General features: G+C 62.9%; 15 protein-coding genes. 4 read left to right on the top strand and 11 right to left on the bottom strand.

Features of this window, described 5'->3' with window-relative positions:
* Positions 1-22 precede the first annotated feature (22 nt).
* Genes ACERHN_RS13945 through ACERHN_RS13935 form a run of 3 tightly spaced genes read right to left on the bottom strand, consistent with a single transcriptional unit; the run spans position 23 to position 3633 of the window.
* Positions 23-1069, bottom strand: coding sequence for a substrate-binding domain-containing protein (locus ACERHN_RS13945; protein WP_415919625.1), 1047 nt, complete (start codon positions 1067-1069; stop codon positions 23-25).
* A 28-nt stretch (positions 1070-1097) separates the two neighbouring features.
* The gene (locus ACERHN_RS13940; RefSeq protein ID WP_415919624.1) at positions 1098-2120 is read right to left on the bottom strand and encodes an ABC transporter permease; all 1023 of its coding nucleotides are present in this window, start codon (positions 2118-2120) and stop codon (positions 1098-1100) included.
* A complete protein-coding gene (locus ACERHN_RS13935) occupies positions 2107-3633 on the bottom strand; it encodes a sugar ABC transporter ATP-binding protein (RefSeq protein WP_415919623.1) in 1527 nt (508 codons plus the stop codon). Before ACERHN_RS13935 ends, ACERHN_RS13940 begins: the two co-directional genes overlap by 14 nt.
* A gap of 196 nt (positions 3634-3829) precedes the next feature.
* Between ACERHN_RS13935 and ACERHN_RS13930 the strand changes: the two genes are divergently transcribed.
* Positions 3830-4792 carry a LacI family DNA-binding transcriptional regulator gene (locus tag ACERHN_RS13930; RefSeq protein ID WP_415919622.1) on the top strand — a complete coding sequence of 321 codons (963 nt, stop codon included), beginning with the start codon at positions 3830-3832 and terminating at the stop codon, positions 4790-4792.
* Between the two features lie 260 nt (positions 4793-5052).
* Positions 5053-5472 carry a hypothetical protein gene (locus ACERHN_RS13925; RefSeq protein WP_415919621.1) on the top strand — a complete coding sequence of 140 codons (420 nt, stop codon included), beginning with the start codon at positions 5053-5055 and terminating at the stop codon, positions 5470-5472.
* Positions 5473-5546: 74 nt separating this feature from the next.
* On the opposite strand, the gene ACERHN_RS13920 is transcribed toward ACERHN_RS13925, so the two are convergent.
* Genes ACERHN_RS13920 through ACERHN_RS13900 form a run of 5 tightly spaced genes read right to left on the bottom strand, consistent with a single transcriptional unit; the run spans position 5547 to position 9034 of the window.
* Complete coding sequence (locus ACERHN_RS13920) at positions 5547-6551, bottom strand: LacI family DNA-binding transcriptional regulator (protein ID WP_415919620.1); 1005 nt, start codon at positions 6549-6551, stop codon at positions 5547-5549.
* A 3-nt stretch (positions 6552-6554) separates the two neighbouring features.
* A complete protein-coding gene (locus ACERHN_RS13915) occupies positions 6555-6887 on the bottom strand; it encodes a hypothetical protein (protein WP_415919619.1) in 333 nt (110 codons plus the stop codon).
* Complete coding sequence (locus tag ACERHN_RS13910) at positions 6884-7771, bottom strand: NAD(P)-dependent oxidoreductase (RefSeq protein WP_415919618.1); 888 nt, start codon at positions 7769-7771, stop codon at positions 6884-6886. Before ACERHN_RS13910 ends, ACERHN_RS13915 begins: the two co-directional genes overlap by 4 nt.
* Positions 7768-8268, bottom strand: coding sequence for a gluconokinase (locus ACERHN_RS13905; RefSeq protein WP_415919617.1), 501 nt, complete (start codon positions 8266-8268; stop codon positions 7768-7770). The genes ACERHN_RS13910 and ACERHN_RS13905 overlap by 4 nt, the downstream gene beginning before the upstream one ends.
* 1 nt (position 8269) lies before the next feature.
* Positions 8270-9034: an SDR family oxidoreductase gene (locus ACERHN_RS13900; RefSeq protein ID WP_415919616.1), complete on the bottom strand. Its 765-nt coding sequence runs from the start codon at positions 9032-9034 to the stop codon at positions 8270-8272.
* A 207-nt stretch (positions 9035-9241) separates the two neighbouring features.
* Here ACERHN_RS13900 and ACERHN_RS13895 point away from each other — a divergent pair, with 207 nt between their 5' ends.
* Positions 9242-10270, top strand: coding sequence for an L-idonate 5-dehydrogenase (locus ACERHN_RS13895; RefSeq protein WP_415919615.1), 1029 nt, complete (start codon positions 9242-9244; stop codon positions 10268-10270).
* A 2-nt stretch (positions 10271-10272) separates the two neighbouring features.
* Here the strand turns inward: ACERHN_RS13895 and ACERHN_RS13890 are convergent, their stop codons facing one another.
* The 3 genes from ACERHN_RS13890 to ACERHN_RS13880 are packed head-to-tail and all read right to left on the bottom strand — an operon-like array spanning position 10273 to position 12316.
* Positions 10273-11070: a metal ABC transporter permease gene (locus ACERHN_RS13890; protein ID WP_415919614.1), complete on the bottom strand. Its 798-nt coding sequence runs from the start codon at positions 11068-11070 to the stop codon at positions 10273-10275.
* On the bottom strand, positions 11070-11801 hold the full coding sequence (locus ACERHN_RS13885) for an ATP-binding cassette domain-containing protein (RefSeq protein ID WP_415919613.1): 732 nt from the start codon (positions 11799-11801) through the stop codon (positions 11070-11072). Before ACERHN_RS13885 ends, ACERHN_RS13890 begins: the two co-directional genes overlap by 1 nt.
* Positions 11798-12316 carry a transcriptional repressor gene (locus ACERHN_RS13880; RefSeq protein ID WP_415919612.1) on the bottom strand — a complete coding sequence of 173 codons (519 nt, stop codon included), beginning with the start codon at positions 12314-12316 and terminating at the stop codon, positions 11798-11800. Before ACERHN_RS13880 ends, ACERHN_RS13885 begins: the two co-directional genes overlap by 4 nt.
* A gap of 56 nt (positions 12317-12372) precedes the next feature.
* Between ACERHN_RS13880 and ACERHN_RS13875 the strand changes: the two genes are divergently transcribed.
* Entirely contained in the window at positions 12373-13536 is a 1164-nt protein-coding gene (locus ACERHN_RS13875) for a zinc ABC transporter substrate-binding protein (RefSeq protein WP_415922744.1), read from the top strand.
* Positions 13537-13570 lie beyond the last annotated feature (34 nt).

The raw sequence follows: 13570 nt of genomic DNA, 5'->3' as shown, positions 1-13570 counted from the left end.
CCGGACCCCGCGGGGAGAACCCTTATTTGCCCCAGATGTCCGCGTAAGCGTCGCGGTAGGGGATGTCGGGATCAAAGGCGTTGCTGTCGCCCAGCTTGGCCAGACCGGCAGGCGTGACCAGCGCGGGCGACGTCACATAGCCCGAACAGTCTTCGCCCTGGATCGCGCGGTTCAGCTCGTCCACCAGTTGCCAGCCTTGCAGGTTCAGCGGCTCGGCCACCGTGATGGCCTGATAGCCATTCGAGCGGATGCGCTGGAACGCGGCCTCGGACCCATCACCGGCAGACCCGGCCAGTGGCCCGGCATCGGGTGCCAGACCCGCTGCGGCGAGCGATGGCCCCATGAAGTCGAAATACAGGTCATTGATCGCCAGCGCGTGGGTCCAGCTGTCGCCGTATTTCTGCAACAGCGACGTGGTCAGTGGCCCCATCCGGGTCGAAGTGTCGGCAATCGGCGTGTCCACGTATTCCAGAACCTTGCCACCCGCGGCCTCGACCGTCTCTTTCAGGCGGTCGGCCTTGTCGATGGCGATCTGGTACGTGCTGTCGGTAAAGATCACGACGCCGATCTCTTCGCCTTGCGCCTTGGCATCGTCGATGGCCCATTCGGCGGCCACTTCGGACACGGTCATCGCGTCGGTCGACACGTTGGCAAAGATGCCGCCGGGCGCGTCGCACCCGATCACGGGGCCGGAGTGCCAGGCGACCATGGGCACGTCTGCCGCGACCACACCTTCGAGCGCGGCCTGCTGTTCCACGGCGTCAAAGCCGTTGATGATGATCCCGTCGGCCTTGAGCGCCAGCGCCTGACCAATCGCAGCCGTCCGGCCCTGGATCGATCCGGCACCGTCCAGCACACGCACCTCCCAGCCGATCTTCGCTGCCGCTTCCTCAACCCCCGTGGTCACACCCAGGATGCCGCCGTTTTTCAGGTCACCCGCGACGACGACGATGGACTTGCCTTCGGCGGCTGACGGCCCGGTTGTGGGGCCATCCCATTCGGCCAAAGCCGGGACCGCGGTCATCATCGTTGTGGCCATCAACCCGGCCAGAAATGTACGTTTTTGCATAAGTTTCCTCCCTTTGCATGTGAATGCGTCAGCGCTTGTCTGCACCTTTTTTGCGCTGCGCGTAGCCTGCGATGCCGATGGCAACCAGCAGGGTAACTCCGTTGAACAGCGGCTCGACCCAGAAGGAGCCGCCAAATTGTTGAATGCCTGAAATGCCCACGGCGAGGATCACGACACCGACGACCGTGCCCCATACGTTTACGCGGCCCGGTTTGATCGTGGTGGAGCCGAGGAACGCGCCAACCAGCGCAGGCAGCAAGAACTCAAGCCCCACCGACGCTTGCCCGATCCGCAGTTTCGCAGCCAGCAGCACCCCGGCCAGCGCCGTCATTGTGCCCGACGCCACAAAGGCGCCGATCACGTATTTCCGCGTGGGAATACCGTTCAGCTGCGCGGCGCGCTGGTTCGCGCCAATGGCATAGAGATACCGGCCCACCGGCGTGTATTCGAGGACGATCCACATCACGACCGTGATCACGATCAGGTAGTAGGCGGTAATGGGCAGTCCGAAGACGAAGGTGGTGTTGAGCGCGTAGAACCCGTCCGGCAACAGCCCCACCATCTGACGCCCGCCCGTGTGCCAAAGGGCCAGCGCATAAAGCACCGTGCCTGTGCCCAGCGTCGCGATAAAGCTGTCGATCTTGGCGACCTCAACCAACAACCCGTTCAGAAAGCCGGTGATTGCCCCCAACAGCAGAACAATCGCCACCGCAATCGGCCACGGCAGGCCCAGCATCGTCTGCAAGCTGATCGCCAGAATGTGCCAGAGCACGATGCCGTAACCGACGGTCAAGTCGATCCGCCCCGCCGCCATCGGGATCATCGCCCCCAGCGACAAAAGCGCGATGATCGCCTTGTCCGAAATGATCGACCGCAGGTTCAGCATCGTGGGGAACGTGTCCGGCAACAACGCAGAGAACAGCCCGATCAGGAACACGGTCAGGATCACCAGCCCATAGACCGGCAGGAACCGCATGATACGGCGGCTCATGGGCAGCCCCTTGAGCTCGGCCTTGGTCGGCTCGAGCGCGCTCGATTCAAGCGATTGCATTGGTCGTGTCCCCTGTCGTTGGGATGTTGCCAGCCGAGGCCGACTGAATCAGGTTTTCGGTGGTCAGGCGCGTGCCGCTCAGCTCGTCAACGATCGTGCCCTGGCTGAAAACGATGGCGCGGTGGCAGATCGTGGCAATTTCCTCGAAATCCGTCGACATGATCAGGATCGCGACCCCGTCGCCAAGCGCGCGGTTCAGCAGCGCATAGATCTCGGATTTCGCGCCCACATCCACGCCCGCGGTCGGGTCTTCGCAGATCAGGAGCTTGCGTTTGGTGGCGAGCCAGCGGCCGATCACGACCTTCTGCTGGTTGCCGCCCGACAGCGCCTCGATGGCGAGGGTCGGATCATTGGGCGACAGGCCCAGCTCCGCCCCGATGATCGCCGCCTGTTCCGCCTCGACGCGTGGTGACAGCATGTTGAGCAGCGCGCGCCCGATGCCGTCGGGGTTCAGGAATGTGTTTTCGCGGATCGACAGGCTCATCGCGACGGATTCCTCCGTCCGGTCCTTTGCCACGAGGCCGACGCCCGAATGCAGCGCCTTTTGCGGCGTGGACAGATCGGGCTGCACCCCGTCCAGCGTCACCTGTCCCTCGAACGGAACCAACCCGAACAGCGCGCGCGAGATGGCCTCGTGCCCTGCCCCGCGCAGACCCACAAGCCCCAGCACCTCGTTCTTCTGCAAATCGAAATCCAGACGCTGCATCCCCGGCACTTCGAAATTGCGCAGGGACAGGACCGCTTCGCCAATCATATCCGTGGCCTTGACCGTCTCGCGCGTTTTGCGCCCGACGATCTTCTGCACCAGCTCTTCGGGTGTGGTGTGGTCGATGCTGCGCACACCGACCATGGCCCCATCCCGCAGGACCGCCACACGGTCCGCAATCTGGAAAATCTCATCGAGGCGGTGGCTGACATAAATCATGCCGACCCCCTTGTCGCGCAGCGGCCGGATCGCCGCAAACAGCCGTTCCACCTCATCCGCGGGCAGCGACGCGGTAGGTTCGTCCAACACCAGAAACTCGCTGTCCACGGCCAGCGCACGGGCAATCGCCACAAGCGATTTTTCCGTGCGTGTCAGGTCCTCGACCCGCGTGGTGGGATCAAACTCCGCATCCACCTTGCGCAGCGCATCCACCGCAAACCGCTCGACATCTTTCCAGCGGATCAGCCCGCCCTTTTTCGAAAAGCCCAAGGCTAGGCCGATATTCTCGGCCACAGTCATCCATTCGATCAGGCCGAGATCCTGATGGATGAATGCCACCTTCTGCCGCTCGCCAAATCCTGCCGGTTTGTGCTGGTAGGGCTGACCATCGATCAGCACGCGACCCGCATCCGCGGTATGGATGCCGCCCAGCACCTTGATCAGCGTGGACTTGCCCGCGCCGTTCTCACCCAGCAGGGCCACGATCTCGCCGCGCCCAACGGTCAGCGACACATCCTTGAGCGCATACGTGCCCCCGAAATGCTTGTCGATGCTGTCAAAAAACAAACCTGTCTGCAGGTCTGGCATGGCGGCTCCTCCGGCGTCACGCGGCTCAACCTCCCCGTTGAGTTACCCGTAACGTTCCGCTAGCATCAGGCCAGAACGCGCAACCTGTCAAGGGTTAAGTTACCCGTAACGTAAAATGGCAAACACCGTGGATAAAACAAACAAAAACAACAAGGTAAGCCTGTCTCAAGTGGCCCGCGCCGCAGGTGTGTCAAAGATGACGGCAAGCCGGGTTTTGCGGGGCGAGGGCGGGTATTCGGAGAACACCCGCGTGAAGGTGATGGAACAGGTCGACGCGCTTGGCTACCTGCCGAATCGGCTGGCGACCGTTTTTGCCGGGGACCAAAGCTCGACCTTTATCGGCGTGTCGATCCCGGACCTCGGGAACGAGGTGTTTGCGCAAGTGCTCGAAGGGATCGACCGCAAGCTGGGCACCTTCGGATACCAGTCCGTTCTGGGCCTCACCCAGCACACGCAGGACGAGGAAGAGAACTGGATCCGGACGGTTCTGTCCTGGCAGCCCGCAGGCCTGATTTTGACGGGTCGCTACCACTCTCCGCGCGCCACGGACATGCTCCGCAACGCGGGTATCCCGGTGATCGAAATCTGGGATCTGAACGCTGCCCCCCTGGATATGAGCGTCGGCATCAACCACTTCGACAGCGGCTTTGACATGGGCCGTTATCTGACGTCGCTGGGGTATCAGAACATCGGGTATGTCGGCACGTCGCACGATACCGCGAATGCCGCGACCGAGCGCCTGAACGGCTTTTGCAAATCGGTCGAAGGGGCCGGAGGCGCGGTAGTCAAACAGCTTTGCCTGCACGATACCGCCACGTATTATCCGGGGTTCTACGGCACCGAACAGCTGCTTGCCGCGTCGCGCGATATCGAATGCATCTTCTATCAGAACGACGCGATGGCCTTTGGCGGGTTGCAATATTGCGCGGCCAGGGGGCTGTCGGTGCCGGACGACATCGGCATCGCGGGCTGGGGGGATTTGCCCATCGCATCCGTGATGAACCGCAGGCTCACGTCATGCCACGTGCCCCACCTGAAACTGGGACAAAAGGCGGCGGAGATGATGATGGGGCGGCTGACGGATGAACCGGTGCCGACGTGCACGGATATCGGGTTCCGGTTGATCCCGGGATCGACGGTCAGGAACAGCGGCGTCTGAGAACGCGAGTTAGGGCAAACGCTGTCACCAATCCGATTATGAATCGTCGGCGAAAGACCGAACTGAGCCCACACCTACCGATGCTTCGCTGAGCCCGAATGTCGGCTTGCGGAGCTCGATTGCTTTTTGGGCTTAGCGTCTCCATACCGCTTGGCTAGGCTCGATAAGTGAATGTTTGGGGATTTGATTTGAACAGCTTGCAGCCATATCGACCACGTCCAATTCTGAGCCTTCCGCGCACCCAAAGCGGTGGATGGCATTTGAAGAGATACGCCATTCTTGCCGACGGAAGATCGTTCGATGAAGCTATCGCTAATGCTGCGACTGAGGAAGCATTGAGGCGGCTGCCAAAAGCTGGTTCACTAAACGATGAAACTGGAAACCAAGGCGTTGCATTTCAGATTGTGCATTTTGCCGAGGTAGCTGTCGTCTCTCCGGTGTTCTATTGGCAATGGGGCAGCGTCTTGGCCCATATCGACCAAGTGAGAGCAAGCTGGGACGCACCAACTCATTTCGTAGATGGGGTGAAAGAAGTGGTTGGATGCATCTGGGAGATGAACATCGTCCAGTTCGAATTGGAAGCTTGGGCAACTCAACTCTTGGATGGCAGAAAATCGACGGAGGATGGATTGCGTACATATCTTGAGCAACACGCGGCACCTGAAGCTACACAGACCTAGGCGAGCCTAAGCGGCCATCGGAGTGCGCGCAGCGAATAGCAGCTTTGTCCGCTAACCAGACCTTTCATCCGGCTCTAGCTCGTCTCGCCCACCACCAGCTCGGACCCCACATCGACCCGCACAGGCGCATCCACTTCACCGTCAAAAATGCCCTGCAACAGGCGCACAACCTGGCGCCCGATGTCTTCGGCCTGCACGTTGACGGTCGTGATCCGTGGGTTCGACACCTTGGCCACCTCAAAGTGCCCAAAGCCGGTGATCGCCAGATCGTCGGGCACACGCAAACCCATGCGCTGCACCGCGCTGAGGCAGCCAAAGGCCACCGGGTCAGACACACAGACCAGCGCGTCATATTGCGTCACCTCACGCCCCATCGCCTCGATCGCAGCGGCGCCGTGGCGCATGGATACGGGCGCAGGCCCGGCATCAATCATCGCAACCTCTGGCAAGCGGTGCATGGCTGCCGCGCGCACAACGCCCGCACGGCGTACCGCACCGCGCATGTCCGCGCCCTCGGACGCGCCCACAAAGGCCAGCTTGCGCCGACCGGTCTGTGCCAGATGCCCCACCACATGGGCCATCGCGTCGCCGTTGGAAAAGCCGACCACGTGGCCCAAAGGATCACGCGGCAGGTCCCACATCTCGATCACGGGCAGGCCCCTACCCTTAATCAGCGACCGCGTGGCCGCTGTATGGTGACCACCGGTCAGAACCAGCGCCTCGGGGTTGCGGGTGAGCAGTTGGCGCACCAGCTCCTCCTCGCGCTCGACCCGGTAATTCGTACTGCCCAGCAGCAGTTGCAGACCGTTTTCGCCAAGTCCTTGCGTCAACGCACGAAACGTCTCGGCAAAGTTGGCGTTGTTCACCGATGGCAAGGTGACGGCGACAAACCCGCTTTTCTGCGTGCGAAACGCCTGTGCCGTGCTGTCATAGACATAGCCGAGATCATCGGCGGCGGCGCGCACGCGGGCACGGGTCTTTGCATTGACCGTGCGGTCATCGCGCAGCGCACGGCTGACGGTCATGGGCGACATACCCACCGCCTGCGCCACGTCCCGCATGGTGACACGCGCGCCCATGCCTCAGGCCCGGAATTCGTTCAGCTGCGTGACGTGGTGATGGATGCGCCCGTCGAAATGCGCGGCCACGATCTCGCCCGTCACATCGCGCGATTGCGCGCGAAAGGGGCTGTCCAGAGCGCTCTCCATCGCGGCCGTGTCCGGATAGGTGATGGCCAGGATCAGCGGGAATTCGGGCGCGCCCTCATCCCGGTCATCGCTGAACATGACGCGCACATCCGTATTGCCGGGGAACTGTTTCCACAGGGGCACGAGGCGGTCGAGCACGGCGGCGCGAAAGGCATCCCTTTGGCCGGGTTTCACCGATCCTTCGAACAGGGCAAACCGTGTAATCATGCGTCTATCTCCTTTTTCGCGCCGTTGAAGAATTCCATGACGGCGGCCTGATCCTCGCCGCCCAGACCGGCGGCGGTCAGCATGCGGTGGATTTCAGCACATAGGGCCGTCATCGGCATGGATGTGCCCGTCTGGCGCGCCAGATCGTTCACCGCGTTCAGGTCCTTGACCATGTTGTCGATGCGGCCTGTGCGCCGGTAATCCTTGGTGGCATAGCGCGGCAGGTACTCCTGCAAGAGCGCGCTGTCCGCCCGCCCGCCTTTGAGGGCCTGCGGGATCTTTTCGGCATCGACCCCGGCATCTAGCGCCAGCTGCGTGGCCTCCGCCACGGCCAGAAAACCCAGGCCGCACAGCACCTGATTGATCAGCTTGGTGGTCTGTCCCGCGCCCGACGGCCCCATATGGGTATAGTTCGAGGCGACATGTTTCAGCGCCACATGCGCGCGTTCCACATCCTGCGCCGTACCCCCGGCCATCAGGGTCAACTCACCCATCAGCGCCTTGGGCGCGCCTCCGGACAGAGGGCTATCGACCCAGGCGAGGTCCCGTTCTGCCGCCATCTTGGCGAATTTGCGCGTCGCATCGGGTTCGATCGACGACATGTCGATGATCACCGTGCCGGGTTTCGCGCCGTCCGCGATGCCGTCCTTGCCAAAGGCGGCAAGGCCCACGATGCGCGAGGCATTGAGGCTGGTGATCACGAAGTCCGCGTCCTGCGCCGCCTCGGCGGCGGAGGCCGCCGCCACCGCGCCCTTCGCCACCAGTTCCGCCACCCGGTCTGCATCCAGATCGAACACGCGCAAGCTGTTGCCCGTCTCCAAAAGCCGTGTCCCGATGGCACCGCCCATGGCCCCTGCCCCGATCAGGGCGATCTTTTCACTCATATCATCGTCTCCCGGACATAGCCTTCGGATTGCGCCACCACCTCGTCAAAGGGGCGCGCGATATCGATTTCCTCGCCCCATTCGTCCCGCTCCAGCCGTTCGAGGGTCGCAAACTGGCTGTCGAGCAGGGACGTGGGCATGAAGTGACCCGCGCGGCGGGCCACACGGCGCGCCAGCACGTCGCGCGGGGCGTCGAGGTGCAGGAAATGCACCGGCTCGTCCACCTGCGCGCGGATCCAGTCGCGATAGGTCTTTTTCAGCGCGGAACAGCCAATGGCAATCGCGCCGTCATGTTGCGCCAGAACCCGGCCCACATCGGCAAGCCACGGCGCGCGGTCGTCATCATTCAGCGGAATGCCAGCCGCCATTTTGTCGATGTTGCACTTTGGATGCAGGTCATCACCGTCCATAAAATCCATCCGGCACATCGCCTGAAGCGCGGTGCCGACGGAGGATTTGCCACAGCCCGACACCCCCATGAGGACATAGCACCGCATGTCAGAGCGACGCCGTGATGCCGCCATCCACATAGAGCGTATGGCCATTCACAAAACTGGATGCGGCGGAGGACAGGAACACCGCAGCACCGACCAGTTCATCCACCTGGCCCCAACGCCCCGCGGGGGTGCGTTTTTCGAGCCATGTCGTGAACTCCGGATCGGCAACAAGGGCCGCGTTGAGCGGCGTGTCGAAATATCCCGGCGCAATCGCGTTACACTGCAACCCGTGTTTGGCCCAATCGGTCGCCATCCCCTTGGTCAGGTTTGCTACGGCCCCTTTGGTCGCGGTGTAGGGCGCGATGCCCGGTCGGGCGAGCGCGGTCTGCACCGACGCGATGTTGATGATCTTGCCCGCGCCCCGCGCGATCATGTGGCGGGCCACGGCCTGGCCCACGTGGAATACGCTGGCGATATTCGTCTGCAACAGGCGTTCGAATGCGTCGGCGGGGAAGTTTTCCAGTTCGGTCCGGTGCTGCATGCCTGCGTTGTTGATCAGGATGTCGATGGCGCCGTTGTCATTCTCGAACCCGTCCACCGCGGCGCGCACGGCGTTGTGGTCTGTCGCGTCAAAGGCCACCGTGTGCACCGTTGCCCCCTGCCCGCGCAGCGTGTCCGCAGCGGCGTCCAGTTTGCCGGTGTCCCGCCCGTTCAAAACGATCTCCGCACCCGCTTCGGACATCCCCTTGGCGAGGGCAAAACCGATGCCCTGAGACGATCCCGTGATCAGGGCACGACGGCCCGCCAGATTGAAAAGTTGAGACATGAGACGCTCCGAACTGAGAGGCGGGATTGACGTCCCGCGAATTGTTATCGATAACATGATACCGATAACATCGAGAGTCAACGGGAATTCCATGCGCCATCCGATCCGCTTGCGGGCTGGCGCCGAACCGGGGACACATCTATGCAAAGCAACGGGTCAGGTGCCACGCGGCGCTCATGATACCCGTACCGTCCGAAAGGTTTCGCCATGAAAGTCATCGTTGCCCACGCCGCCAAGGACCTTCGGGTCGAAACCCGCGACATGCCCGCACCCGGCCCCGGTCAGGTGCTGATCAAGATGGCGGCGGGTGGCATCTGCGGGTCGGACCTGCACTACTACAACCATGGCGGTTTTGGACCGATCCAGTTGCGCGAACCGATGATCCTTGGCCACGAGGTGGCGGGGCATGTGGAGGCGTTGGGCGATGGTGTCGAGGGTCTCGCGCCGGGCGCACTGGTGGCGGTGTCACCGTCGCGGCCCTGCGGGACCTGCACATATTGCAGCGAGGGCCGGCAAAACCACTGTCTGAACATGCGTTTTTACGGCTCGGCCATGCCGTTCCCGCACATTCAGGGCGCGTTCCGCGAATACATCGTGGCCGATGCCAGCCAATGCGCGCCCGCCGGGGATCTCAGCGCGGGTGAGGCGGCAATGGCCGAACCGTTGTCCGTGGTGCTGCACGGCGCGAAACAGGCGGGCGATCTGATGGGCAAGCGCGTGTTGGTCACCGGGTGCGGTCCGATTGGCCTCTTGGCCGTGCTCGTGGCGCGGGCGGCTGGTGCGGTTGACATCGCGGCCACCGACATCTCTGATTTCACCCTGTCAAAGGCGCGCGCCGTTGGGGCGGATCACACCGTGAACGTGGCGCAGACCCCGGACGGGCTTGACCGGTTCACGCCCGACAAGGGGCATTTCGACGTGCTTTTCGAATGCTCTGGCGTGGCCTCGGCGTTGGCCTCTGCCGTGCCCGCCTTGCGTCCCGGCGCGACGATTGTGCAACTGGGTCTCGGTGGGGACATGACCTTGCCGATGCAGGCCATGACCGCCAAGGAATTGCAGCTCAAGGGTTCGTTCCGCTTTCACGCGGAATTCGCAACAGCCGTCGAAATGATGCGCGCAGGGCGGCTGGACGTGCGCCCGCTGATCACACATGCGATGGGTGTCGACGCGGCGGTTGAGGCGTTTGAGCTGGCCGGGGACCGGTCTCAGGCGGTGAAGGTCAACATCACGTTCTAGGCTCAGGTCCGGCTGCGGGTTTGCCAACCGATGACATTGAACGCTGCAAAGAGGATCGCCGCCACGCACACGATGGACGGCCCCGCGGGCGTGTCGAGGATATATGCCGCCCGCAAGCCCGCAATGGCCGACACCGCGCCGATGCAAGCGGAAATCATCGCCATCGCCTCGGGCGTGCGGGCCAGCCCGCGCGCCGCCGCCGCCGGTATGATCAGCATCGCCGCAATCAGCAACACGCCCACCACCTTGATCGCCACCGCCACGGTGATGGCCAGCGACAGGGTCAGGATCAATTGCTCGCGCTTGGGGTCGAGGCCAGAGGCATAGGCCAGCTCTTCGTTGAGCGTTGACGTCAAAAGCGCCGCCCACCGCCAGACAATCAGCGCAACAACAAGCGCCGCTCCACCCCAGATCACCAGCAAGTCCGTGCGCGACACCGCAAGTATATCGCCAAAGAGATAGGCCATCAGGTCGATGCGGATGCCAGATAGAAACGACACCGCCACAAGGCCAAAGGCCAGCGCGGAATGCGCAAGCACCCCCAGAAGCGTGTCCATCGCGTATCCGCGCCCGGTCAGGAACGTGACCGTCAGCGCCATGATCAGCGCAACCGCCAGCGTGCCGGGAAAAATCGACATCTCAAGGGTCAGCGACAACGCCACGCCCAGGATCGCGGCATGGGCCGTGGCGTCCCCGAAATAGGCCATGCGCCGCCACACCACGAAACATCCCAGCGGTGCCGCCGCAAAGGCGACCCCGACACCGGCCAGCGTCGCGCGGGTCATAAAATCGTCCAGCACTATTCCGCGGCCTCGTGATGATGGGAGTGGTCGTGATCATGTTCATGCCGGTAAAGCGCCAGCGCCCCCCCGGTGCCCGCCCCAAAGAGCGCGCGGTATTCCGGCGCCGAGGCCACAACCGCGGGCGAGCCTTCGCAACAGACATGACCGTTCAGGCAGATGACACGGTCCGATGCGCTCATCACCACGTGCAGGTCGTGGCTGATCATCAGAACGGCGCATCCGGTGTCGTTGCGCACAGTTTCGATCTGTCGATAGAACGCGGCAGAGCCCGGTTGATCCAGCCCCTGCGTCGCCTCATCCAACAACAGGACATCCGGTGTGTTCAGCAGGGCGCGCGCCAGCAGCACGCGTTGGAACTGGCCCCCGGACAGCTGCGACATCTGGCGTTTCAGAAGGTCCGGCACGCCCGCCGCCTGCAGCGCCGCACCACAAGTGGCGCGGGACACGCGGGACGTCAGCTTCATAAAGCGTTCCACCGTGATCGGCAGGGTCTGGTCGATATGCAGCTTTTGCGGGACATAGCCGATCTTGAGACCCGGTGCCTTGTGCACCGTGCCGCCGGCGGGGGCCGCCGCGCCGATGATCGCGCGCAGCAGGCTCGTCTTGCCGGACCCGTTCGGGCCGACGATGGTCACGATTTCGCGCCGTTCGAGCGTCAGCGCCACGTTGCGCAGCACCGTGTTTGCGCCATAGGCGACGCTCAGTCCCTCGACGGAAATCAGGCTCATGGCTGCACCTTGTCCGAACAGCTGGGGCAGACGCCTTCGGCCTCGACCACCGTCTTTTCGATCTGGAACCCGGCGGCGCGGGCCGCCTCGCCCAAGGCCCCTTTGGCCGGGGCGGATTGCGTCTCGGCAACGGTGTCGCACAGGCGGCAGATCATGAACGCGGGCGAATGTGCCTCACCGGGATGGGCGCAGGCGACAAAGGCGTTGAGCCGCTCGATCTTGTGGACGAACCCATGTTCGGACAGGAAATCGAGCGCGCGGTACGCCACGGGCGGTTGTGAGCCGAACCCCGCATCGCGCAGCAGATCCAAAATTGCATAGGCACCCAGTGCGCGGTGTTCCTGCAGCAAGAGCTCCAGCACCTTGCGGCGCACCGGCGTCATCCGCAGGCCTTCGCGCGTGCACCGTTCGTCCGCCGCCTGCATCGCTTCGTCCACGCAATGCGCGTGGTCATGCGCCGAAAACCCCAAAGGGGCGCGCGCATCGGGCGGTGCCGGTTGGTCCTTGCTTGTCATGTTATTTCATATCATATATCTGAGCGTTAATGTTATAAAATCACATGAGGGACATGATGTCCACAAAGCTGCTTACCCTTTCCGCCACGGCCCTGTTGATGGGTGGAACCGCCTTGGCCGACGTGCCGAACGTGGCCGTTGACATTGCGCCGGTGCATTCGCTCGTGGCGCGCGTCATGGACGGTGTCGGCACGCCCGCGCTGGTCATTCAACCCGGCGCGTCCCCCCATGAATACATCCTGCGCCCGTCCGAAGCGGCGGCGCTGCAAGACGCGGATATCGTGTTCTGGATCGGCGAAGACCTGACGCCGTGGATGGAAGACGCGGTGGAAACACTGGCCACGAACGCCTCTGTGACCACGTTGCTCGAGGCGGATGGGACAAAGCTGCTCGACTTCCGCGAAAGCACCTTGTTCGAAGCGCACGATCACGAGGATCACGACGACCATGGCCATGATGCGGCCAAACATGACGATCATGACCACGAAGAGCATGCGCATGACGACCACGATGATCATGACGATCACGGGCATGAGGACGCGAAGGCTGAAGATCACGACCATGACCACGATCATGAGGAAGTGAAGGCGGACGACCACGACCACGACCACGGGCATGAAGAAGCCAAGGCCGAGGATCGTGATCACGGCGAAGAGCACGCGCATGATGACCACGATGATCATGATGATCACGCGGGCCACGCGCATGGTGACCACGATCCGCACGCCTGGCTGTCCATCGAAAATGCCAGCACCTGGCTGAACGTGATCGCCGCGCAGCTGTCCTCCGCAGATCCGGACAACGCAGGCGCGTATTTTGCCAACGCGGCCGCAGCGCGGACGGAGATGGACACGCTGTCCGCCGAAATCACCGCGACACTCGAACCGGTCAAAGGCGGCAGCTTCATCGTCTTCCATGACGCCTATCAGTATTTCGAGGCCGACTTTGACTTCTTTGCCGCTGGCGCGATTTCGCTCAGTGACGCGTCGGACCCAAGCCCTGCGCGCATTGCAGAAGTGCAGGCACGCATCCGTGACGAAGGCATCGATTGCGTCATGGCTGAGCCGCAGTTCAATTCCGGTTTGGTCACAACCGTTCTGGATGGCACCGATGCCAACACGTCCGTGATTGACCCGCTTGGCTCTGACCTTGAACCCGGGCCTGGGCTTTATCCGCAGCTTTTGCGGAACATGGCGGCGACCTTTGCCGATTGCCTGTAGGGTACGGGGCCGATGTCAGGGACATCGCCGACGA

This window comes from Tateyamaria rhodophyticola, from assembly GCF_047777875.1.
Taxonomy (GTDB): Bacteria; Pseudomonadota; Alphaproteobacteria; order Rhodobacterales; family Rhodobacteraceae; genus Tateyamaria.
The sequence above is the reverse complement of the archived record's forward strand: the minus strand, read 5'-3'. Positions and strand labels throughout refer to the sequence as shown.